Annotated in this window: 23 protein-coding genes; 13 read left to right on the top strand and 10 right to left on the bottom strand. The window is 64.5% G+C overall.

What is annotated here, in order from left to right; all coding sequences use genetic code 11:
- Positions 1-155: 155 nt before the first annotated feature.
- On the bottom strand, positions 156-656 hold the full coding sequence (locus N2603_RS13670) for an Lrp/AsnC family transcriptional regulator (RefSeq protein ID WP_311741554.1): 501 nt from the start codon (positions 654-656) through the stop codon (positions 156-158).
- A 125-nt stretch (positions 657-781) separates the two neighbouring features.
- Here N2603_RS13670 and N2603_RS13665 point away from each other — a divergent pair, with 125 nt between their 5' ends.
- From N2603_RS13665 to lpdA, 5 genes are read left to right on the top strand one after another with little or no spacing between them, the layout of a single operon-like run.
- Complete coding sequence (locus tag N2603_RS13665) at positions 782-1,102, top strand: hypothetical protein (RefSeq protein WP_018642594.1); 321 nt, start codon at positions 782-784, stop codon at positions 1,100-1,102.
- The gene (locus N2603_RS13660; RefSeq protein WP_260389200.1) at positions 1,099-2,331 is read left to right on the top strand and encodes a 3-methyl-2-oxobutanoate dehydrogenase (2-methylpropanoyl-transferring) subunit alpha; all 1,233 of its coding nucleotides are present in this window, start codon (positions 1,099-1,101) and stop codon (positions 2,329-2,331) included. Before N2603_RS13665 ends, N2603_RS13660 begins: the two co-directional genes overlap by 4 nt.
- A 3-nt stretch (positions 2,332-2,334) precedes the next feature.
- The gene (locus tag N2603_RS13655) at positions 2,335-3,351 is read left to right on the top strand and encodes an alpha-ketoacid dehydrogenase subunit beta (protein WP_018642592.1); all 1,017 of its coding nucleotides are present in this window, start codon (positions 2,335-2,337) and stop codon (positions 3,349-3,351) included.
- Positions 3,351-4,634 (top strand): dihydrolipoamide acetyltransferase family protein, encoded by a 1,284-nt coding sequence (locus N2603_RS13650; RefSeq protein ID WP_260389198.1) that lies wholly within the window; start codon positions 3,351-3,353, stop codon positions 4,632-4,634. Before N2603_RS13655 ends, N2603_RS13650 begins: the two co-directional genes overlap by 1 nt.
- A gap of 13 nt (positions 4,635-4,647) precedes the next feature.
- Positions 4,648-6,045: a dihydrolipoyl dehydrogenase gene (lpdA, locus tag N2603_RS13645; protein ID WP_260389197.1), complete on the top strand. Its 1,398-nt coding sequence runs from the start codon at positions 4,648-4,650 to the stop codon at positions 6,043-6,045.
- A 35-nt stretch (positions 6,046-6,080) separates the two neighbouring features.
- Here lpdA and N2603_RS13640 read toward each other — a convergent pair whose 3' ends face one another.
- Entirely contained in the window at positions 6,081-6,857 is a 777-nt protein-coding gene (locus N2603_RS13640) for a LamB/YcsF family protein (protein WP_260389196.1), read from the bottom strand.
- Positions 6,858-6,996: 139 nt separating this feature from the next.
- On the opposite strand from N2603_RS13640, the gene pxpB reads away from it, so the two are divergent.
- Together pxpB and N2603_RS13630 are read left to right on the top strand one after the other, a co-directional pair.
- Complete coding sequence (gene pxpB, locus N2603_RS13635) at positions 6,997-7,752, top strand: 5-oxoprolinase subunit PxpB (RefSeq protein ID WP_260389195.1); 756 nt, start codon at positions 6,997-6,999, stop codon at positions 7,750-7,752.
- 8 nt (positions 7,753-7,760) lie between these two features.
- Complete coding sequence (locus tag N2603_RS13630; protein ID WP_260389193.1) at positions 7,761-8,786, top strand: 5-oxoprolinase subunit C family protein; 1,026 nt, start codon at positions 7,761-7,763, stop codon at positions 8,784-8,786.
- Between the two features lie 27 nt (positions 8,787-8,813).
- On the opposite strand, the gene N2603_RS13625 is transcribed toward N2603_RS13630, so the two are convergent.
- On the bottom strand, positions 8,814-9,890 hold the full coding sequence (locus N2603_RS13625) for a flavodoxin family protein (protein WP_260389192.1): 1,077 nt from the start codon (positions 9,888-9,890) through the stop codon (positions 8,814-8,816).
- A 145-nt stretch (positions 9,891-10,035) separates the two neighbouring features.
- Here N2603_RS13625 and N2603_RS13620 point away from each other — a divergent pair, with 145 nt between their 5' ends.
- The gene (locus N2603_RS13620) at positions 10,036-10,758 is read left to right on the top strand and encodes a DUF72 domain-containing protein (protein WP_260389190.1); all 723 of its coding nucleotides are present in this window, start codon (positions 10,036-10,038) and stop codon (positions 10,756-10,758) included.
- A gap of 21 nt (positions 10,759-10,779) precedes the next feature.
- Here N2603_RS13620 and N2603_RS13615 read toward each other — a convergent pair whose 3' ends face one another.
- The gene (locus N2603_RS13615) at positions 10,780-11,388 is read right to left on the bottom strand and encodes a cysteine hydrolase family protein (protein WP_260389188.1); all 609 of its coding nucleotides are present in this window, start codon (positions 11,386-11,388) and stop codon (positions 10,780-10,782) included.
- Between the two features lie 219 nt (positions 11,389-11,607).
- Between N2603_RS13615 and N2603_RS13610 the strand changes: the two genes are divergently transcribed.
- Together N2603_RS13610 and N2603_RS13605 are read left to right on the top strand one after the other, a co-directional pair.
- On the top strand, positions 11,608-11,943 hold the full coding sequence (locus tag N2603_RS13610) for a cupin domain-containing protein (RefSeq protein ID WP_026311925.1): 336 nt from the start codon (positions 11,608-11,610) through the stop codon (positions 11,941-11,943).
- 341 nt (positions 11,944-12,284) lie between these two features.
- Complete coding sequence (locus N2603_RS13605) at positions 12,285-13,163, top strand: hypothetical protein (RefSeq protein WP_260389187.1); 879 nt, start codon at positions 12,285-12,287, stop codon at positions 13,161-13,163.
- 85 nt (positions 13,164-13,248) lie between these two features.
- Here the strand turns inward: N2603_RS13605 and N2603_RS13600 are convergent, their stop codons facing one another.
- From N2603_RS13600 to N2603_RS13585, 4 genes are all read right to left on the bottom strand, one after another.
- Positions 13,249-13,572, bottom strand: a complete 324-nt coding sequence (locus tag N2603_RS13600) for a hypothetical protein (protein ID WP_260389186.1) — start codon at positions 13,570-13,572, stop codon at positions 13,249-13,251.
- A gap of 116 nt (positions 13,573-13,688) precedes the next feature.
- A complete protein-coding gene (locus N2603_RS13595) occupies positions 13,689-14,714 on the bottom strand; it encodes an ATP-dependent DNA ligase (RefSeq protein ID WP_260424193.1) in 1,026 nt (341 codons plus the stop codon).
- A gap of 60 nt (positions 14,715-14,774) precedes the next feature.
- Positions 14,775-14,963 carry a hypothetical protein gene (locus tag N2603_RS13590; RefSeq protein WP_018642579.1) on the bottom strand — a complete coding sequence of 63 codons (189 nt, stop codon included), beginning with the start codon at positions 14,961-14,963 and terminating at the stop codon, positions 14,775-14,777.
- A 231-nt stretch (positions 14,964-15,194) separates the two neighbouring features.
- Positions 15,195-16,097 carry a GNAT family N-acetyltransferase gene (locus N2603_RS13585; RefSeq protein WP_260389185.1) on the bottom strand — a complete coding sequence of 301 codons (903 nt, stop codon included), beginning with the start codon at positions 16,095-16,097 and terminating at the stop codon, positions 15,195-15,197.
- A gap of 336 nt (positions 16,098-16,433) precedes the next feature.
- Between N2603_RS13585 and N2603_RS13580 the strand changes: the two genes are divergently transcribed.
- Entirely contained in the window at positions 16,434-16,784 is a 351-nt protein-coding gene (locus N2603_RS13580) for a cupin domain-containing protein (RefSeq protein WP_018642577.1), read from the top strand.
- A gap of 86 nt (positions 16,785-16,870) precedes the next feature.
- Entirely contained in the window at positions 16,871-18,328 is a 1,458-nt protein-coding gene (locus N2603_RS13575; RefSeq protein WP_260389184.1) for an NAD-dependent succinate-semialdehyde dehydrogenase, read from the top strand.
- 33 nt (positions 18,329-18,361) lie between these two features.
- Here the strand turns inward: N2603_RS13575 and N2603_RS13570 are convergent, their stop codons facing one another.
- Both N2603_RS13570 and N2603_RS13565 read right to left on the bottom strand, forming a co-directional pair.
- Entirely contained in the window at positions 18,362-19,636 is a 1,275-nt protein-coding gene (locus N2603_RS13570; RefSeq protein WP_260389183.1) for an NAD(P)/FAD-dependent oxidoreductase, read from the bottom strand.
- A 16-nt stretch (positions 19,637-19,652) separates the two neighbouring features.
- Positions 19,653-20,321, bottom strand: coding sequence for a haloacid dehalogenase type II (locus N2603_RS13565; protein WP_260389182.1), 669 nt, complete (start codon positions 20,319-20,321; stop codon positions 19,653-19,655).
- A 174-nt stretch (positions 20,322-20,495) separates the two neighbouring features.
- Here N2603_RS13565 and N2603_RS13560 point away from each other — a divergent pair, with 174 nt between their 5' ends.
- Positions 20,496-21,347, top strand: a complete 852-nt coding sequence (locus N2603_RS13560; RefSeq protein WP_260389181.1) for a GNAT family N-acetyltransferase — start codon at positions 20,496-20,498, stop codon at positions 21,345-21,347.
- Positions 21,348-21,349: the final 2 nt, after the last annotated feature.

Here is a 21,349-nt window from a genome sequence, read left to right as displayed (position 1 = left end):
ACGGAGGCGAGGATGGATGCCCCGCCGCCGTTTGAATTCGCGCTTTCATAGCTGTTATTCTTCGCCTCGGGCAGGGTCCGCAACGATGGCGGGGACTGCATTCTGATGCTCCGCGGTCTTCGGGTCGAACATGGGAGCGGGCGTCATGGCGAATGTCAGGGCTGACCGGCCTTGGAAGGATCGATCGAGATCTGGCGCTTCAGCGTGCGCAGGCCGAACGTCGTTCGCGACTGCCGGATGCGCGGTATCCTGTACAACGCCTGTCGCAGGAAGCGCTCGTAGTGATCGGTGTCCTGCACGACGACCTTGATGAGATAATCGTATTCGCCGGTCACCAGATAGGCTTCCATCACCTCCGGAATTCGCGACAGTGCGGTGCCGAAGCGCTCGAGCACCTTCTCGTCATGCTTGTCCAGCGTGATCTCGACGAAGGCAATGTTGTTGTAGCCAAGATTGGCGTGATTGAGCACCGCGACGTATTTCTCGATCGCGCCGTTTTCCTCCAGGCGCTTCACCCTGGTCCAGCATGGCGAGCTCGAGAGCCCGACCTGCTCCGCCAGCGCGCTCGTCGTCAGGCGGCCGTTCTCGCTCAGAGCCGAGAGAATGCGGCGATCGAGCTGATCGAGCTCCTCGACGGGGCCGCGCTTGGCAGGCATCGGATAATCCTTCTGTATCTTGGTCATGTTACGGGAAAATATCCCGAAATTTTGGCCAATCCGTCGGAATTTTGGGAAATCTTTGCGAATGAAGAGATTATCATTGTGCCGCGAGAGAACCTGACATGCAACCTCAACAGCGCCGCAGCGTCAGCGTGACGGCCACCACGTCCGACCCTTTTGACGGCATCGTCCGGCTTGTCCTCGACGCGGGGCGGTTCGGCTTCGGCCTCGACCAGATCTCGATGACCACGCGCTCCGACGGGAACCGAACCATACGGATGGTTCTTGAAGTCCAGCCGTCGGCCGATTGCGCGGACCTTGCGGAACGGCTGTCACGGCATCCGGCGATCACGGACCTTCGCATCGCGGAGCTTTCGCGCGAACAGTCCGATCAACCGGGTGTTGCCGCGTCACACCCCGCAGACGAGCGGATGCTCCCATGACCAGCCCCACGCTCCTTCATTTTCACGTTCCGGAGCCTGCAAGCCGACCGGGAGGCAAGCCGGATTTCTCCGGCGTCTCGATTCCGAAGGCAGGCTCGGTCCGGCGTCCACCGGTCGACGTGCTCCCTGAGGAGATTCGTGACCTCGCCTACTCGATCATCCGCGTGCTCAATCACGAGGGCCGGGCAATCGGGCCATGGGTGCCGGACCTCTCCCAGGACGAGCTGGTCGCCGGCCTGCGCCACATGATGACCCTGCGGACGTTCGACGCGCGCATGCAGATGGCGCAACGACAGGGGAAGACGTCTTTCTACATGCAGCACACCGGCGAGGAAGCGGTGAGCTGCGCCTTCCGCATCGCGCTCGGCCCCGACGACATGAACTTCCCGACCTACCGTCAGGCCGGCCTGCTGATCGCGCATGACTACCCGCTCGTCGACATGATGTGCCAGATCTATTCCAACGAGCATGATCCGCTGAAGGGCCGGCAATTGCCCGTGATGTACTCTTCGAAAAAGCACGGCTTCTTTTCGATTTCGGGCAACCTCGCCACGCAGTTCGTCCAGGCGGTCGGCTGGGCCATGGCGTCGGCGATCAAGCGCGACAACCGCATTGCCGCCGCCTGGATCGGCGACGGCTCGACGGCGGAGTCGGATTTCCATGCGGCGCTTGTCTTCGCCTCGACCTACAAGGCGCCGGTCGTCCTCAACGTGGTCAACAATCAGTGGGCCATCTCGACCTTCCAGGGCATCGCGCGCGGCGGCTCGGGCACCTTCGCAGCGCGCGGCCTCGGCTTCGGCATCCCCGCGCTCAGGGTTGACGGCAACGACTATCTCGCGACCTATGCCGTCGCAAAATGGGCGATCGAGCGGGCGCGGCTCAACCTCGGGCCAACACTGATCGAATACGTCACTTACCGCGCCGGCGCGCATTCGACGTCGGATGATCCTTCCGCCTACCGGCCGAAGCACGAATCCGAGGAGTGGCCGCTGGGCGATCCCGTGATCAGGCTCAAGCAGCATCTCATCGCAGCCGGCGCCTGGTCGGAGGAGCGCCACAAGCAGACCGAGGCCGAGATTCTTGCCACCGTCATCGCCGCGCAGAAGGAGGCCGAGGCCTTCGGCACCCTGCATTCCGGCGGCAAACCCTCGGCGCGCGACATCTTCGAGGACGTCTATGCCGAGCTGCCGCCGCATCTGCGCCGCCAGCGCCAGCAGATCGGGGTCTGAGCCATGCCGCGCATGACGATGATCGAGGCAATCCGCTCGGCGCTCGACGTCTCGATGGCTCGCAACGACGACGTCGTGGTCTATGGCGAGGACGTCGGCTTTTTCGGCGGCGTGTTCCGCTGCACGCAGGGCCTGCAGCAGAAATACGGCGTCTCGCGCTGTTTCGATGCGCCGATCAGCGAATGCGGCATCGTCGGCACCGCGATCGGCATGGCCGCCTATGGCCTGCGCCCCTGCGTCGAGCTTCAGTTCGCCGACTACATGTATCCGGCTTACGACCAGATCGTCTCGGAGGCAGCGCGCCTGCGCTATCGTTCGGCCGGCGACTTCACCTGCCCCCTGGTCATCCGCATGCCGACCGGCGGTGGCATTTTCGGTGGGCAGACCCACAGCCAGAGCCCCGAGGCGCTGTTCACGCATGTCGCGGGACTGAAGACCGTGGTGCCGTCCAATCCCTATGATGCGAAAGGCCTCCTGATCTCGGCCATCGAGGATCCGGACCCCGTCATCTTCCTGGAGCCGAAGCGGCTCTACAACGGCCCGTTCGACGGTCATCACGATCGACCGGTCACCGCATGGGCCAGGCACGAGCTCTCCGAAGTGCCGGAGGGACATTACACCACGCCCCTCGGCAAGGCCGTGACGCGACGCGCCGGCGAGGCTGTCACCATCCTTGCCTACGGAACCATGGTTCACGTCGCCCTCGCGGCCGTCGAGGAGACGGGTGTCGATGCCGAGGTGATTGACTTGCGCACCCTGCTTCCGCTCGATCTCGAGACGATCGCGGCTTCCGTCGCCAAGACCGGCCGCTGCATCGTGCTGCACGAAGCAACCCTGACCTCCGGCTTCGGCGCGGAACTGACGGCGCTGGTGCAGGAGCACTGTTTCTATCATCTCGAAGCGCCGGTGATGCGCGTCACCGGCTGGGACACGCCCTACCCGCATGCGCAGGAATGGGACTATTTCCCCGGCCCTGTCAGACTCGGGCAGGCGTTGCGCGAGATCGTGGAGGCACGCTGATGGGCGAGCGCAGCGTCAAGCTTCCGGATATCGGGGAAGGCATTGCCGAAGCCGAACTGGTCGAATGGCACGTCAAGGTGGGCGATCTCGTCCGCGAGGACGACCTGCTTGCCACCGTGATGACCGACAAGGCTTCGGTCGAAATTCCATCGCCGCTCGCAGGCGAGGTCAGCTGGGTCGGCGCCCAGATCGGTGAAGCGGTCGCGATCGGCTCGACGCTCGTGAAGCTCAAGGTACCCGGCGACGACGCCTCGGAGCCGGCGGGCGAGGCGCCGACGAAAGACGTAGCAGTGCCATCGGCCGTGACGAAAGCCGAAGCCCCGGACGCTCGGCCGGCGCCCGCTGCCCGCGTTCACTCCGCGGCGATCGAGGCCCGGCCGGCGATCACATCTGCGGCGCGCCGCGCGCCGGGCGAAAAGCCGCTGGCCTCGCCCGCGATACGCCTCAAGGCGCGCGAAGCCGGCATCGACCTGCGTCAGGTCCACGGCACCGGCCCCGCCGGACGCATCACCCATGAGGACATCGACGCCTTCCTATCGCGCGGTCCGGCACCGCTCCACGGTCGCGGCATGAGCCCGAAGACCGCCGTCACCGACGTCAAGGTGGTAGGCCTGCGCCGCCGCATTGCCGAGAAGATGGCGCTGTCGAAGTCGCGCATCCCGCACATCACCATCATCGAGGAAGTCAACGTCTCGCCGCTGGAGGATTTTCGCGCGTCGCTGAACAAGAAGCCCGCGCCGGAGCATCCCAAGCTGACGCTGCTGCCGTTCCTGATGCGCGCCATGGCCAAGGCGCTTGCCGAGCAGCCCGCACTCAACGCGCTCTATGACGACGAGGCCGGCATCGTGCATCAGCATGCCGGCATCCATATCGGCATCGCGACGCAGACTCCGTCGGGCCTCGTCGTGCCCGTGGTGAAGCATGTGGAGGCGCGCGACTTGCGGGACTGCAGCATCGAGCTGAACCGTCTCGCGCAACGCGCCCGCGATGGCACCGCGACGCGCGAGGAACTGACCGGCTCGACCATCACCATCACCTCGCTCGGCGCACTCGGCGGCCTTGCGACCACGCCCGTGATCAACCATCCGGAGGTCGCCATTGTCGGCGTCAACAAGATCGCGGTGCGTCCGGTCTGGGACGGCACGCAGTTCGTGCCATGCAAGATGATGAACCTCTCCTCCAGCTTCGATCACCGCGTCATCGACGGATGGGACGCGGCCGTCTTCGTGCAGAGGCTCAAGGAGCTGCTGGAGAATCCGGCGACGATCTTCGTCGACCCCTGAGGCGGAAGAAGCAATGACCGAGATCACCTGTCAGCTCGTCGTTATCGGTGGCGGCCCCGGCGGCTATGTCTGCGCGATCCGCGCCGGCCAGCTCGGCCTCGACACCGTTCTCGTCGAACGCGGCAAGCTGGGCGGAAGCTGCCTGAACGTCGGCTGCATTCCCTCGAAGGCGATGATTCACGTCGCCGAGGAATTCGAGAAGCTGACCGAGGCGGCGAGTGGCAAGACGCCGTTCGGCCTGACGGCGGCAAATCCTGCGCTGGACTTCAGGCAGGCGATCGCCTGGAAGGACGGTATCGTCCAGCGGCTGAACAACGGCGTCGCCGCGCTGCTCCGCAAGGCCAAGGTCAAGATCGTTCAGGGCCATGCGCGCTTCCGCGACGGCAAGACGATCATTGTCGAGACCGAGACCGGTCCGAAGACGATCAAGGCGGAGACGGTTGTGATCGCGACCGGCTCGGCGCCCGTCGAGTTACCGTCCCTGCCGTTCGGCGGCAGGGTGATCTCCTCGACCGGCGCCCTCTCGCTCGCAGAAGTGCCAAAGTCCCTTGTGGTCGTCGGCGGCGGCTATATCGGACTCGAGCTTGGGACCGCCTTCGCCAAGCTGGGGAGCAAGGTGTCCGTGGTGGAGGCGCAGGACAACATCCTGCCGCTCTACGATGCCGAATTGACCGCTCCGATCACAAGACGCCTGAGCGCGCTCGGCGTCGAGGTGCTGACCGGCGCCCGGGCGCTCGGCCTGACCGCCCAAGGCGACGGATTGCGCATCGAGACGGCCGACGGTCGCGAGCGCAGCCTCTCGGCTGACAAGATTCTCGTCACGGTCGGCCGCGCGCCGGTTACCGCAACGTTGGGACTGGAGCAACTCGTGCTCGACATGGACGGCCGCTTCATCCGCATCGGCCAGCATTGCGAGACCTCGATGCGCGGCATCTATGCGATCGGCGATGTCACGGGAGAGCCGATGCTGGCCCATCGCGCCATGGCGCAGGGCGAGATGGTGGCGGAAATCGCCGCCGGCATGCCGCGCGCATGGGACAAGCAGTGCATCCCGGCGATCTGCTTCACCGATCCCGAGATCGTCTCCGCGGGCTTGTCGCCGGAAGAGGCTCGCCGAGCAGGCACCGACATCAAGCTTGGGCAATTTCCCTTTGCAGCCAACGGCCGCGCGATGACGCGCCATGGCGAGCCTGGCTTTGTGCGCGTCGTCGCCAGGGCCGACAATCAACGCGTCCTCGGTATCCAGGCCGTTGGACAGGGCGTGTCGGAGCTTTCTGCCGCGTTTGGCCTGGCGATCGAGATGGGCGCGGTCTTGCAGGACATCGCCGGCACGATCCACGCGCATCCCACGCTGGGCGAAGCAATCCAGGAAGCCGCCTTCAAGGCACTCGGCCACGCGATCCACGTCTAGGCCCGTCCCCGGGCGGAGACCAGACGAAGTGCGGCTCAGGCGCCAATGACCTCAGCCATTGGCGCCAGCGTCACTGCGGCTGCGGCAAGGCGTGCCTTCAGGCGCTGCGCCATCGCGACCGCACCCGGCGTATCACCGTGGACACAGACGCTGTCGATGCGGGTCGGCAGCTGCGCTCCCGACAGGGACGTGATCGCGCGATCCTCGATCATGCGAATGACCCGTTCGGACGCGACCTCGGCATCGTGAATGACGGATCCGGCGAGGCGGCGCGACACCAGATTGCCATTGTCGGCATAGGCGCGATCGGCATAGATCTCGCGCACCAGCGGCAGGCCGAATTTCTCGCCGGCCCGTTCCGTCTCCTGGCCGGGCATCACCACGAAGATCAGGTTGCGGTCGATGGTGCGGATCGCACGCGCCACGGCTTCGGCGAGGTCGCGATCCTCCGCGGCGATGTTGCCGAGCGCACCGTGGGTCTTGACGTGGCGGACGGGGTGACCGGCGTCGGACGCCAGCGCCATCAGCGCGCCCACCTGGTAGAGCACGATCTTCTCGATGTCGGCGGGGCGTTCGCCCTGGATGGGCCTGCGGCCAAACCCCCAGAGATCGAGGAAGCCGGGATGCGCACCGGCCTGCACGCCGTTGGCCTTCGCCTCGCTCAAGGTGCGATGCATGACGAGCGGATCGCCGGCATGAAAGCCGCAGGCGATGTTGGCGGAGGTGACGGTCCGCAGCATTTCGGCGTCATCGCCGAGGGTATAGACGCCGAAACCTTCGCCCATGTCGCAGTTCATATCGATCAGAGTCATCGTCGTCCTCATTTGGCGTGCAGATTGGATATACCCGTGATACGCGGTGTGCGTCACGACAAATTCGGCCCGCCCCTTGCATGGGGCGGTGACGTTTTTCGAGGAACATGTCTACGTCCAACGACCTCACAGGGCCTCAATGAGCAAGGCCAATGATGCACTCTACGCGGTGCCGCGCTTCCGCCGATCGGGCGATACCGCACTGACGGTCGAGGTCGGCGACGGCATCGACGCCGATGTCAATGCGCGGGTCGTCGATCTCGACCGTGCGCTGACCGAGCGTGCGCTGCCCGGCATCGTCGAGATCGTGCCGACCTACCGCACGCTACTGGTCTGCTTCGATCCGGTCATGCTGTCACGGCGCGACATCGAAGCAGAGATCATGGCGCTGTGGCCGCCGGTCGCCCCGAAGGGACAGGTCCGCCGCCGCTGGACCGTTCCCGTCGCCTATGGCGGCGACAACGGCATGGATCTCGACTGGCTCGCACAGCGGCTCGACACCACCACGGACGAGATCGTGGCGCGGCACAGCGCAGCCGAATACCGCGTCTACATGATCGGCTTCATGCCGGGATTTGCCTATCTCGGCGGGCTCGATCCCGCGCTTCACGTCGACCGGCGCCCGGAACCCCGGCTCGTGACGCCCCCATGCAGCGTCTCCGTCGGAGGCCAGCAGGCCGCGGTTGCGCCGCCACTCGCCGCGCCGAGCGGCTGGCACATGCTTGGGCGCACGCCGGTGCGCTCCTATGACCCGCGACGCACGCACGAACCCTTCCTGTTCCGCGCCGGCGACCTGCTGCGATTTCATCCCATCGCTGCCACCGAATTTGCCGCGCTGGAGCGCGCGGCCGAAGCAGGCGCGATCGTCGCCGAGAGAGAAGAGTTGCAGGTCTGAGCGGCGCAATGTCTGTCGATCTCGAAATCATCGAGCCCGGTCTTGCTACGACCCTCCAGGATCTTGGCCGCCGCGGCTTCCAGCGCTTTGGCATCTCGGCGTCGGGCGTGATGGATCCGATTGCGCTGGCAACCGCCAACGCATTGGTCGGCAACAAGCTTGAAACGGCCGCCCTCGAAATCACCCTCGCGGGACCCACGCTCACCTGCGCCGGCGCCGATATCCGCTTCGCGCTTGCAGGCGCGGACTTCGCTATCGCGATCGACGGCCGGCCGGTTTCGTCGCACGAAACACTCGATCTGAAGGCGGGCCAGCGCCTCTCGATCGGAACCGCGCGGGATGGCGCACGCGCCGTCCTCGCCGTCTCCGGCGGATTTCAGGTCGCGCCGATGCTCGGCAGCGTCTCGACGCATTCGCGCAGCCAGCTCGGCGGGGTCGACGGTGGTCCGCTGCGTGCGGGCGATCGATTGCCGCTGGCAGCTCCCGGACTGCCGGCGCGGCCACATCTGATGGTGCCCCCGGCGCACCGCCGCCGCGCGCAAGGCCCAGTTCGCGTCCTCCTCGGCCCGCAGGACGATGCCTTCAGCGCGGAAGGCATCGCGACGTTCTTCGCCTCCGACTACACCGTCACGGCGCTGTCCGATCGCATGGGATGCCGGCTCGAAGGGCCGCGGGTTCAGCATGCGGGCGCAGTGGGTATCGTCTCCGACGGCACGGTGTTCGGCAGCATCCAGATTCCCGGAAATGGCCAGCCGATCATCCTGCTCGCCGATCGCCAGACCACCGGAGGATATCCAAAGATCGCAACCGTGATCTCGGCGGACCTGCCGCGGCTTGCTCAGCTCCGCCCCGGCGAACGCGTCCGTTTTCAGGCGATCGAGGAGGACGTCGCCGTGCAGCTCGCCCGCGACATGCGCGAACGGATCAGGCGCATCGACGCATCCTTGATCGAGATCCAGCGTACCGCCGCGCCCACGAGCGACCATCTGCTGGCGTGCAATCTCATCGACGGGGTGATTTCCGCGCTCGATTGAACAGAGGTTGCGCCGAACGCCCTCGCGTCACTTCGGGTTAGGCTCTTCCAATCCTGCACCCGGTTCATCCAACCGGCCGTCCCTCGCAAGCCGGATCGCATTTCCCAGCGCGCGTGCCACGTTCAGCACTTCCTGCTGAAATTCGCGGTCTTCGTCCAGCTCCCGATGCGAGGTGGCATATGTCTCCATATGACCGACGTAGCCGTCGAGCTCGCCGAAGCGACCGGCCGAGATCAGGTGCATGTCCGTCAGCCAGTCAGACAGGGTTCTGCGCACGCCCTCGGTGCCGACACTGTCGCCGTGAACCACGAGGCCGAAATGGCGGCCGGCGAGATGACGCGGATAGGGCCAGCCTTTCAGCTCGATCGCCTTGGCCTCATCCACCTTCTTGCCGTGCGTCGAGGTCGGATCGGGATTTCCTCCATCGGCGCACACGAGCCGGTCCATCATCGCCTTGAGTCCGGCCGGGACATGGTACCAGTTCACGGGCGTCACGATCAGGATGCCGTGGGCGGCAACCCAGAGCGGATAGATCTCGTTCATCCAGTCGCTGGTCTGGCCCAGCGCGTAGTTCGGATAGCAGCTGCACGGCCAGTGGCAGAGCGGCATGGCGGTGGACACGCAGGCTTTGCAGGGATGGATGTTCTTGCCCAACTCCGAGGTCAGGCGGGAGAGATCAAGGATGTCCACGGCAAAGCCCATCTCGATCAAGACCGGCTCGGCCATCTTGACCATGCGCCAGGTCTTGGACATCTCGCCAGGACAGGTGTGCTCGCTGCGCGCTGACCCGTTGATGATGAGGACGCGGGCAGGCGCACGGGCGTCATCATGCCGCCGCTGGGCCTCGAGGACCGCGGACCGGGCATTCAGCCAGTCGACCGCGAGCTCGTAATCCGGATCGGAGAAGCCTGGTCCTGCCTTTCGGGTCACCGGGGCTTTGCGCGAATGACTGTAGGCATCCCAGGCCGCTCCGATCACAGCATCCAGCTCATGCTGCAGGGGCGCAAACGAGGGATCAACGAACTGGTCCCTGTAGCGGCGTTCAAACTCCTCGCGCGACAGTTTGACGGGCGGCATCCCCTTGCGAATGTCCGGATCCGTCATGCTGACTCCTGTGGATATCGGTGCGATCCGATCAACCGGAGAGTGCCGCATGCGGTTCCTAAGGCGAGGGCCGAAACGAAAAGCGCCCCTTGGACGCAACATATCCGGCGCCGGGACGTTTGCCGACGAGGGAGCGTGGCGACAGATGGCTCGCGTACATATCGGAACTTCGGGCTGGCACTACGCCTCGTGGCGAGGCCCATTCTTTCCGAGCGATTTACCCCTGAAGCAGCAACTCAGCTATTACGCCGGTCAATTCCACACGACCGAGCTCAACGGCGTCTTCTATCGCACGCCGACGCCAGAAGCCGTCAGGACCTGGCGGTCTCAGGTCGACGGAGATTTCGTATTCGCGTGGAAAGCCTCCAAGTTCATCACGCACTGGAAACGGCTGTCCGACAACTCCAGGAACAGCCTAGCGCTGCTGGAGGATCGTATCTCCTTGCTCGGTCCCGCGGCGGGGCCGATCCTGTTTCAACTTCCGCCTCAGTTCGAAGCAAACGCCGACCGCCTTGCCTCTTTCTTCAAGCTGCTGTCCACCAAGCGCCGCTACAGTTTCGAGTTTCGTCATCCGAGCTGGTATCAGCCTCGCATCCTGCGAATGCTGGCCGACGAGAACATCTCGCTTTGCCTGTCGGACCATCACGACGCACCGGCGCCGTGGCGACGGACAGCGGATTTCGTCTACGTACGTGGGCACGGGCCGAGCGGACGCTATTACGGCCACTACCGTCGGCCGGTGCTTGCCGAATGGGCCAAGCGCATCAAGTCATGGAAGCGCCAGGGCTGCGACGTCTATGTCTATTTCGACAACGACCAGAAAAGCGCGGCACCGAGCGATGCCCTGAAGCTTCGGTCGCTGCTATAGGCCGCGCGCAGGACTCCATTGCTATTCGCGCCAGAATTCCGCGAGCTCCTCGGCGGTCACCAGATCGACCTGACCATGGAAGCGCGTGCGATACATCGTCATGAGCGCGTCATGGCCGACGTCGGATGAACTGCACAGAGCGTCCTCCACGATCACCACCCTGAAGCCGAGATCGACCGCGCTCAAGACCGTCGACAGGACGCAAACGTCGGTTTCCGCGCCAGTGACGACCACCGTCCCGATTGCTTTTTCGATCAAGGAGGTCGCCAGCGCCGGATTGCTGAACGCCGAATAGGCCGGCTTGTCGATGACGCGAGCCGGCGGAACGTGGCGCGCCAAGGCCGGCACGAGGTCAAGCGCCGATGCCGGGAGATGGTTGCGGGTGGCCTGCTCCCAACGCTGGAAATAGCTACGCCACTGCCCGGGACGGTCCTCCGGGTGTTGCGGCGTGATGAAGCGCGAAAACACGGTTCTCACCTCGTAGCGCGACACGATCGTAACGATCGTTGGCAGGACTCGCTCCATCCACGGCGTCTCCCAGAGACCGCCGGGCGCAAAGATGTTCTGCATGTCGATGCAGAGATGAACGGCGTCGCGAATCTCCGCGACCTCCGACTTGCCATCCCTCATTATCTTCCACCGTTCGCCTGCGTCACCCGTACTCACGAGCCCGACCGGTCCGCTTGCAGCGCCCGCGCCAGGAGGTGCGGTGCGACGCGCAGACTAGTTTCCGGCCACTGCAGGCCTGCCCAAGAAACCTGAAACCAGAACGCTGGTTCCAAGACGCATCTGCGAGGAACAAGCAGGAGCCAGGCTTCTTAACCGGACAGAACGACGTCGGAGGTCAGCATGGGTGACACCACGATCAAGAAGGTTTCCGCCAGCCACTCCCCGGTCGGGGACATGGGACAAACGTACTTGGTCTCCGGAAAGCACGTTTCAATGCGCTTGTGGCAGAACGAGGCGCCGCAACAGGGCGCGACGACGCAGCGAGAATACGAGACCGTTGGCTACGTCATTGCGGGGCAGGCCGAACTCACGCTTGAAGGCCAAACGATCAATCTGAAATCCGGCGATTCCTGGCTTGTTCCTGCGCAGGCAAAGCACGCCTACCGGATTCAGAAGACCTTTACCGCGATTGAGGCGACGGCACCGCCGGCGCAGGTGCACGGGCGCGACGATTGAACGGCCGCGCCGATTGGCGCGAATGTGGACCGATCAAGCTGTCATTCCGCGGCGCTCCTTGCGCCGATCGTACAGCCTTGGGTGTAGGACAGCAAAACCGGCCGCCTTCCCGGTGAAAAGTACGTACCACTGACCGCTCCATGAAGCGAGCCTACCGCGACGTGGATGTCGTGCGGACGGTCTTCCCGGATCATCCACCGGCCTGATTAGGAACCCTCACGTCAACACTGAATTGGTACCGCACAATTCGGAGGACTTCACATGGATGGGATCATTTATCTCGTTGGGTTGATCGTTATCATCATGTTCATCCTGTCTCTGTTCGGCTTGCGGTGATCATCATGGAAACGCTGGTGAGAGCCGAAGACGCGACGGTGCGCGAGCAAGGCCGATTGCAACCGTGGAGTCTGCAATGGACGCCTGTCATCGCCGGCGCCCTGGCAGCATCGGCGCTTTCGCTGATCCTGATCTCGTTTGCCGCCGCCCTCGGGCTTGGCGTCGCCTCGGCGGCTCCGACCTGGCGGGACACCTCGTTTGCGCTTTGGCTGCTCTCGGGCGTTTATCTGATCTTTCAGGCCCTCATCAGCTTCGGTTGCGGCGGCTATTTTGCCGGGCGCATCCGATCGCCCTATGCGTCCGTCAACGAGGACGTCGCAACTCGCGACGGGATGCATGGCGTTGCCTCCTGGGCGCTTGCCGTCGTGATCGGCGCCGTCCTGACCGCCTTGGTTGCATGGGCGGCCAGCAAGCCGTCCTCGTCTATGCAGACGTCTTCGGCTTCCGAACCATCGGTTCTCAGTTTCGAGCTCGATCGCCTGTTCCGCGCGCCGCGTCGGCCGCCGAACGTCGATCTGAGCGCCGAACGAGCCGAAGCCGCACGCATCCTGATGACGTCGTCCAGCCACAGCGGCGTTGCGACCGACGATCGTGCTTACCTCGTCCAGCAGGTCACCGCGCTGACCGGCCTGACCGGGCCGGATTCGGAGAAGCGGGTCGATGCGACGATTGCGAATGCCAAGCAAACCATTTCCAGGGCGCGCGCGGCGAGCATCATCCTGGCTTTTTCGGCCGCTGCTGCGCTGCTGTTTGGAGCCGTTGCCGCCTGGGCTGGCGCCGCGGCAGGCGGACGGCACAGGGACGGCCGGCCACTTTCTGCCTGGATGATGCATTCGAACCGCTGGTCGAGCCGCCCGGCAGAGACGCCGCAATCCATGCCTTAGTGCGAATTGAAGGACGATCGCAAAAAAGGGCGTCCCGGTAACGGGGCGCCCTCGTTCGTCAGAACACAACGACAGGCGACCGCAGTCAGCAGCCCTCGTCGGCAGCGGTCGACTTGCTGGCATCGGCCGCAGTGGACTTGGTCGATTGCTCGGCAGCCGTCGGCTGGCTCTGCATCTGACGCTGGGCATCCTGCGACGAGGCCGCGGTCCCCTCGGTCGCTTTGTTCATGGCCGAGGTCGGCGGATGCTCCTTGGCATTCGATGAAGCAACTCCCGTCGTTTCACCGGCTTTCCCGGTTGTCACCGGCCCGGAGCCGGCATCGCGGCTGGCCGTATTGCACGGACCGCCGAGCGCGATGGTCGAACTGAGCGCGAGCAGAGCGCCCACCAACATTGACTTCTGAAACATGACAATCTCCTTCCTCGCTTTCACCGGCTAGTGCTTGGCGGAGCCGGGTTCCGCCATCTTGCGATGCGATCTCAACGTCGTCCCGCACCCCACGTTCCAGGCGCGGACGCGCGTCGCTATCGCTCATCCGGCTTCGCGGCTTGTGTCTTCGTTCGCTTCGCTGATTTCTGGCGAAGCTGGTCCATGCGGCATTGCGAAGGCTTCTTGTCCGGGCGCCAACGCAGGATCTTCGTGCCGTGGCGAAACCGGCCGCCGGACACATGGTCGTAGCAGACCTCGACGACGTGAACCGGCCGCACCGGCTGCCACTCGGCAGATCGCCTGGTCGACCATCGGCTGGGCCCGCCCGGAGCCTTGCCGGTAAAGCTGCTCTTGCTGACGATCTTCTCGAATTTCTCGGTGAGGCCCACTCTGTCGGACGCCTTGATCGCCGAAGTGAAGCCGACGTGATGCAGGCGGCCGGCGTCGTCGTACAGGCCAAGCAGCAACGAGCCGAGCACCTTCCGTTTGCCCTGCTTCTTCTCGCCATATCTGAAGCCGCCGACCACGCAATCGGCCGATCGCAGCAGCTTGATCTTCTGCATCCCGTCCCGCGTGCCGCTGCGGTAGGCAAGGTCCAGCCGCTTTGCGACGACGCCGTCGTGGCCATCCTCGACATGCTGGAGCCACCGCTTCGCCTCGGCAAAATCGCGGTTCGCCGGCGAAAGCTCGAATACCTCGTTGCCCCGGAAGTAGCGCCGCGCGAATTTTTCAAGCGCAAGCCGTCGTTTTGCCAGCGGCAGCGCTCCGACATCCACCTCCGCCGACCGCAGCAGGTCGAAGGCGATGAAGTGTGCTGGCGTTTCCCGGGCAAGACGCTTCACCCGGCTGGCTGCCGGATGGAGGCGCTGAAGCAAGGCGTCGAACGAGTAGCCCTCCTCAAGCTGGATGATCAGCTCTCCGTCGAGCATGAAGGAGCCCGCAGTTATGGCCGATGCGGCGGAAGCGATCTCCGGAAAATAGCGGACGAGGTCGCGGCCGCCTTTCGACCGCATGCGAACGCCTCGGCCGTCGCGAATGAGCAGGCAACGGAAGCCGTCCCATTTCGGCTCGTATTGCCATTGCGCCCCGCGCGGAAGCTCGGTGACGGATTCGGCTTCCATCGGCTCCATGGTCAACACTCGCAAAACGCTTCGATCAGCGAGACGTTGTTCGTCCCCCGTTCAAACAGGTTTGGCTGGATGTACCGTGCGCGGATGACGATCGTGCAGCAGCCGCGCAAGCGCTTCCCGCTCCGAGGCATGCCCCTTCATCGCCGTCTCGAACAGCGCCTCCTGGACGTCGCGCGGCATATCACCCCATACGTCCATGGCGGCCTGGCCCAGCAGATAAGCAAAGCGTTCGTCGGCCATGTCGACCCTCCCTCTCGTGCCTGAGGATAGGAACCGCAGGCGCCTGCCCGCGTTCCAAACCCATCAAGCAAGTCGAGCGGCTCTAGAAGGTGGATTGTCTCGGGTCGCAAACGCCAGATCCCTGGCGGTCTAAAGACCTGAATTGGCGGACCGTCCGTCATCGCGTGCTGAAAGGTACGGGCGCGGCAATGGTTAGCTTGACGCCGGCTGCGGCGCGTCGGCCAATTCGATTTAGCCAAGCGCCTGGCTTGCGAGCGCGTAGGTCACAGGTGTGTCTCCGGAGCGATCGTTCGGATCACGAAACTCTCCGCCCAGCGACATCGTCGTGACGGTGTCGAAAAAGACGAGGCCACACCGTGCCAGGAAGGAGCAGAACTCCCCGTCAGCCAGATGCGTGTCGATCCTCAGAAACTGTCCTTCGTGCACCGCGACATGCGGCGCGACGACCAGGATCGCATCCTCGTCGCTCGACGCGACGACGGGCCCCACGACGTGCCCTCGCCCAAACGGGCGGCACAATGCGAACGCTTCGAGACGACCAAGCCGATAGAGTCCAATCCCGGCAGATTGTCCGAGCAGCGCCGCAAGCAAATCGAGGCGCGAGGCGCCAAACGCCTGCGCATCCAGTTGAGCGATGGCCGGCAGGTCCTTCCGATCCAGCTCCCGCAGCTCGGCCCCTTTGGAAGGGCTAGGCACCTCACCGAACTGCTGCGCCTCGGCTTGCCGCTGGAACACCGTTCGTTCGCGACGAAAGCCGAGCGAGAGATAAAGCTTGCGCGCTGCACGCGTGGCATTGAGGCGGAGATTACGTCCCTTGGCGGCGGACAGAATGCGCTTCATGAGCCATTGGGCTGTGCCAAGCGCCTGAAGACGGGGCGAGGTGATGACCATGCCGACGGTGGCAAAATCCGCCCCGTGGGGAAACCACATCGCCGATCCCAGCACCCGCCCGATTTCATCATGAACGACGATGCCGTGGCCGGTGTCGCGCAGAAACTGCCAGTCCTCCGGGCGGTGCGGCCAGCCGACGCCGATCGAGAGGGTGTAAAGCTGATCGAGCTCGACCGTGTCGATGTCAACCGCACGCGCATCGAATGCGTCGATCGTCAGCGAACGGGTCGTGCGGGACTTCATGTCTCCCCCTGATCGGCCTGACCTTGGTCGCGGTAGTGTGTTCCGAGCTCGCTCCAGGGCCGCTGTGGCGCTCAGCATAAACCGAACCTCGCCGCAGATTACGTTTCAGAACAGCCATCTGGCGAAACAATCCACCAAATCGCGCTTGCCTTCGGCACCGGATGGAACACCGCTCCGATAGCATAGTGCGATCGGGTGACCCCGCCATGCCCTGCGTGTCCAAAACCCCGGCGGACAGCGCCACTCGCGCGGTCATCGACAACATCAAGCGATATGAGGCGGCTCGACCTCGTCGGGCTGCTGGATCGGACTTGTGGTTACTGAGAGGAGCCCAACTTGCTGCTGAAACGGATTGATCCCAACCCGACGTTCGCCCCGGAGGAATCCGGCCCAATCCCGGAGCGGCTCATTGCCGGCGCGCCGCACTTCAAGACCTGGGCGCAGGACGAGGCCAAGGGTGAGCTGGTGCATACCGGCGTGTGGGAAGCGACGCCGGGCGAGACGCGCTCCATCAAGGGCGAGACCTTCGAATTCTGTCACATCCTCGCCGGCAGGATCGAGATCACGCCGGATGGCGGCGAGCCGATCACGTTCAAGGCCGGCGACAGCTTCGTCATGAAGCCCGGCTTTATCGGCGTTTGGAAGACCATCGAGACCGTCCGCAAGATCTACGTCACGGTGTCATGAGCCTGAGCGTCGATCCCGAGGAGCGCAGCGAAGCGATCAGCGCAGCCGTACTCTCCCGTCTCTCCTGAAACGACAAGGCACAACAGATGCAGAACCTGAGCGACCAGCAACTCTTCCGCCAGCAGGGCTTGATCGGCGGCCAATGGCAAGCGGCGCTTTCGCGCGCGACGATCGACGTGATCGACCCGGCGACGCAAACCGTTCTGGGGACCGTGCCGGATATGGGCCGGGACGACACACGCGCCGCCATTGCAGCGGCCGCGAAGGCTTACGCGACCTGGCGCGCGAAGACCAATGCCGAGCGCGCCGCGCTTCTGGAAGCCTGGCACGGCCTCATGATCGCGCATCTCGACGACCTCGCGCGCATCCTGACGCTGGAACAGGGCAAGCCGCTGGAGGAGGCCAAGGGCGAGATTCGCTACGGCGCCTCCTTCGTCAAATGGTTCGCAGAGGAAGCCCGGCGGATTGCTGGCACCACGATCCCCTCGCCCACACCGGACCGGCGCATCGTCGTGCTCAAGGAACCGGTGGGCGTGTGTGCGATCATCACGCCCTGGAATTTCCCGAACGCGATGATCACCCGCAAGGTGGCGCCCGCCCTCGCGGCGGGATGCACCGTCGTGATCAAGCCATCGGACTTCACGCCCTATTCGGCGCTGGCTCTCGGCGTGCTGGCCGAGCGCGCCGGCATTCCCGCCGGTGTCATCAACATCGTCACCGGCCTGCCGACCGAGATCGGTGCCGAGCTCATGGCCAACGAGACGGTGCGCAAGATTTCGTTCACCGGCTCGACCCGCGTCGGCTCGCTGCTCATGCGCGGTGCCGCTGACAGCATCAAGCGCGTCAGCCTCGAGCTCGGCGGAAATGCGCCCTTCATCGTCTTCGACGATGCCGACCTCGACCTCGCGGTCGAGGGTGCAATCATGTCGAAATTCCGCAACGGCGGCCAGACCTGCGTCTGCGCCAACAGGATCCTCGTGCAGGCCGGCGTTTATGATGCCTTTGCGGACAAGCTCGTCGCCCGCGTCAAGTCCATGAAGGTGGGATCGGGTCTCGAGCCGGGCGTGGCGATCGGGCCGATGATCAACGAAGCGGCGATCAGCAAGATCAATCGCCATGTCGCCGACGCACTGTCGAAGGGCGCCCGTATTGCCGCCCAACCGGCGAGCCTGCCCAAGGGCCCGCAGTTCACCGCGCCGATCGTCCTGACCGGGGCGACCACCGACATGGTGCTGGCGCACGAGGAGACATTTGGTCCCGTGGCGCCTCTGTTCCGCTTCGAGACCGACGAGGAGGCGATCGCCATCGCAAATGCGACGCCCTTCGGCCTCGCCGCCTATTTCTATACGCGCGATCTGAAGCGGTCCTGGCGCGTTGCGGAGGCGCTCGAGGCCGGCATGGTCGGCCTCAACACCGGCATGGTGTCGACCGAGGTGGCGCCCTTCGGAGGTGTCAAGCAATCCGGCCTGGGGCGCGAAGGAGCACAGATCGGAATCGAGGAATACCTCGCGACCAAGGCCTTCCACATTGGTGGGCTGGGCTAGGCGGCAGCGGGCGAAAGGCGTAGCCCTTTCGCCCTACTGCACGCGATCAAGCATCTTGTAGTACAATCCCACCAGCGGCAGGAACCACGGCTTGCCGAAGTGACCGGGCACCGCGGGCCAGTCGAGGTCCTTCATCGGATTTCGATCTTCGCGTCCGAGCATCGCATCGGCGATGATCATGCCGAGATGGGTCGACAGTTGCGCGCCGTGACCTGCATAGCCCATCGCATACCACAGCCCGTCCTGATAGCCGGCGCGCGGGAAGCGGTCGCTGGTCATGTCGACAAGCCCACCCCAGCAATAGTCGATCTCGATGCCGGCGAGTTGCGGGAAGGTTCGCGTGAGACCGTCGACGAGAATGGCCCCGCTCTTTGCGTCGGAACGCTGGTCCGACGTCGCCGAGAAGCGCGCCCGTCCGCCGAAGATCAGACGGTTGTCGGGCGCGAGGCGGAAATAGTTGCCGACATTCATCGACGTGACGCACGTGCGGTTGCCCGGCATGGTGGCCGCGATTTCAGCCGCGTCCAGCGGACGGGTCGCGACGATGAAGCTGCCGACGGCAACGAGGCGCCGCCGGAAGTAGCCGAAATTCGGCGTCGTGTAGGCGCCTGTCGCCAGCAGCACCTGATCGGCGGTGACGCTGCCGCGAGGTGTGGTCAGGCGATGGCGCGATCCCTCGCGCACCTGCGCGGTGACTGGCGCCTGCTCGAAGACGATCGCGCCGCGGCGCTTGGCGGCTTCGGCCAGCCCGATGCCATAGCGTCCCATATGCATCATCGCGCTCTTCTTCGAGAGCATCGCGCCAAAGAAGGGCGAGCCGATTTCGGCGCCGAGATCCCCCGCAGACAGCAATGCGGTGTCCGGATCGACCTCGCGATGAATCGCTTCGAAATTGCGCGCGATGGCGTCGAGATGCTTCGGCTTGGAGGCGAGCTTCAGCTTGCCTGCGCGGCGAAAATCGCATGCAATGCCCTCCTCCGCGATCAGCGCCTCGAGCGTGTCGATCGAGGCATCGAGCGCGTGGTAGAGCGCGACGGCTCGCTCTTTGCCCAATTCCGCCTTGGCGGCGAGATAGCTGTGGGCGAGACCGTTGTTAAGATGCCCGCCGTTCCGGCCCGATGCGCCGCCGATCACCCGGTCCGCCTCGAGCACGACAACCTTCGTTCCCGCCTTGGCGAGCTGGCGCGCGGCTCCGAGACCTGTGAAGCCACCGCCGATCACCGCGACCTCATAATGCCCTTCGACGGGGCCTTCGGCGCCGCCGGAAAAGCGCGGTGCGGTATCGTGCCAATAGGAGACGTATTTCACCGCAGATCCCGCCGGCTCAGAGTCCGAACACACCCGGCAGGCCGCCGATATCCTTGATCTCGACGTAGCCGTAATAGGGATTGGCAGGCTCGTGCCCCCGATTGACCCAGACCTTGTTCTTGATGCCGAGGTCGTGCGCGGTCATCAGGTCGTAGCGGAAGGACGAGGAGCAGTGCGCGACGTCCTCAGGCCCGCAACCCAGCGTGTCGAACATGAATTCGAAGCCCTTCATGCGAGGCTTGTAGGACCGGGCCTGTTCGGCGGTGAGCGCGGCGTGAAAAGGCGCCCCGAGCTTGGCAACGTTGGACGGAAGCTGCGCATTCATGGCGTTGGAGAGAATGACGAGCGGAATCTCCTTGGCGACCTTGGCAAGGCCGGCAGGAACGTCGGGATGCGGTCCCCAGCTCGGCACGCGGTCATAGACCATCTGCCCGTGCTCGGACTTGAAGGCGACGCCGTTGCGCTTGCATGCACGCTCCAGCGCGTTATGGATCACGTCGGCATAGGGCTTCCAGTCGCCGAGAATCTCGTCGAGCCGATATGCCGCGAAATCGCGCACGAGCGCGGTCATTTGCGCTTCAGGAAGGTGCGCGCGATAGAGATCCTGCGCCGCTTCCGCCATCTGGAAATTCGTCAGCGTGCCGTAGCAGTCGAAGGTCACGTATTTCGGGCGAAACTGGCTCATCATCCTATCCTGGTGCGCTCGCGCAATGTCAGGGCTGCAACCATAGAACGTCAACGCGGCATAAGATGCGGCTTTTTCGTCGGCTGCGGTGGAAGATATCGTTCGCGCCGGGCCCTTCAGACGATCTGCACGTCGCCGAGATAAGAAACTGGTGCCGGACAGGAACACGAGTCAATGACCCAGAGCACCATATCGCTCACGGCCTTTCGCCCCGACCATCTCGAGGGCGCGTTACGTCTTTCGCGCCAAGCCGGATGGCCGCACCGCCTCGAGGACTGGCAACTGGCGCTCGACCTCAGCGCGGGGGTCGTCGCCCTGGATACGGATGCTTCGACCGTTGTCGGAACGATCCTGATGACGCCCTACAAACGGGATGTCGCGACCGTCAACATGGTCATCGTCGATGAATCCGCCCGCGGCCGCGGATTGGGACGCCAGCTCATGGAAGCAATCATCGAGCAGGCGGGATTGCGCGCGCTGAGGCTGGTTGCGACCGGCGAGGGCCTGCCGCTCTATCAAAAACTCGGCTTTCACAGGACCGGAACGATCACCCAGCACCAGGGAATGGTCTTGCCCGTCGCCACGCCCGTCAATGTCCGGCCGGCCGGGCCGCACGACATCTTCGGCATCATCGAGCTCGACCGAAGCGCGTTCGGCGCCGACCGCAGATGTCTGCTGCGGACGCTCGCGGAGGTTGGCCAACTGGCCGTGCTCGATCGCGGCCGCGGGGTCACCGGATTTGCGGCGTCGCGTGCCTTCGGTAGAGGTGAAGTGATCGGACCTGTGATTGCAGCGAATGTCGATGACGGAAAAGCCCTGCTCAGCTTCTTCATGGCCCGAAGCGAAGGGCGTTTCGTTCGCGTCGATACTGCCGAAGCCTCGCAATTGAGCGCCTGGCTCTCCGAGCACGGGCTGGTCCAGGTGGGCGACGGCATCGCCATGCAGCGCCCCGTCGCGGTTCAGTCCAGTCCCTCCACATCCACGACATTCACGACATTCGCCCTCGCCAGCCAGGCTTTTGGATAGAC

Source organism: Bradyrhizobium huanghuaihaiense (assembly GCF_025200885.1).
Classification (GTDB): domain Bacteria; phylum Pseudomonadota; class Alphaproteobacteria; order Rhizobiales; family Xanthobacteraceae; genus Bradyrhizobium; species Bradyrhizobium huanghuaihaiense.
Note: the sequence above shows the minus strand (reverse complement) of the source record. Positions and strands in the feature narration are given on the sequence as shown.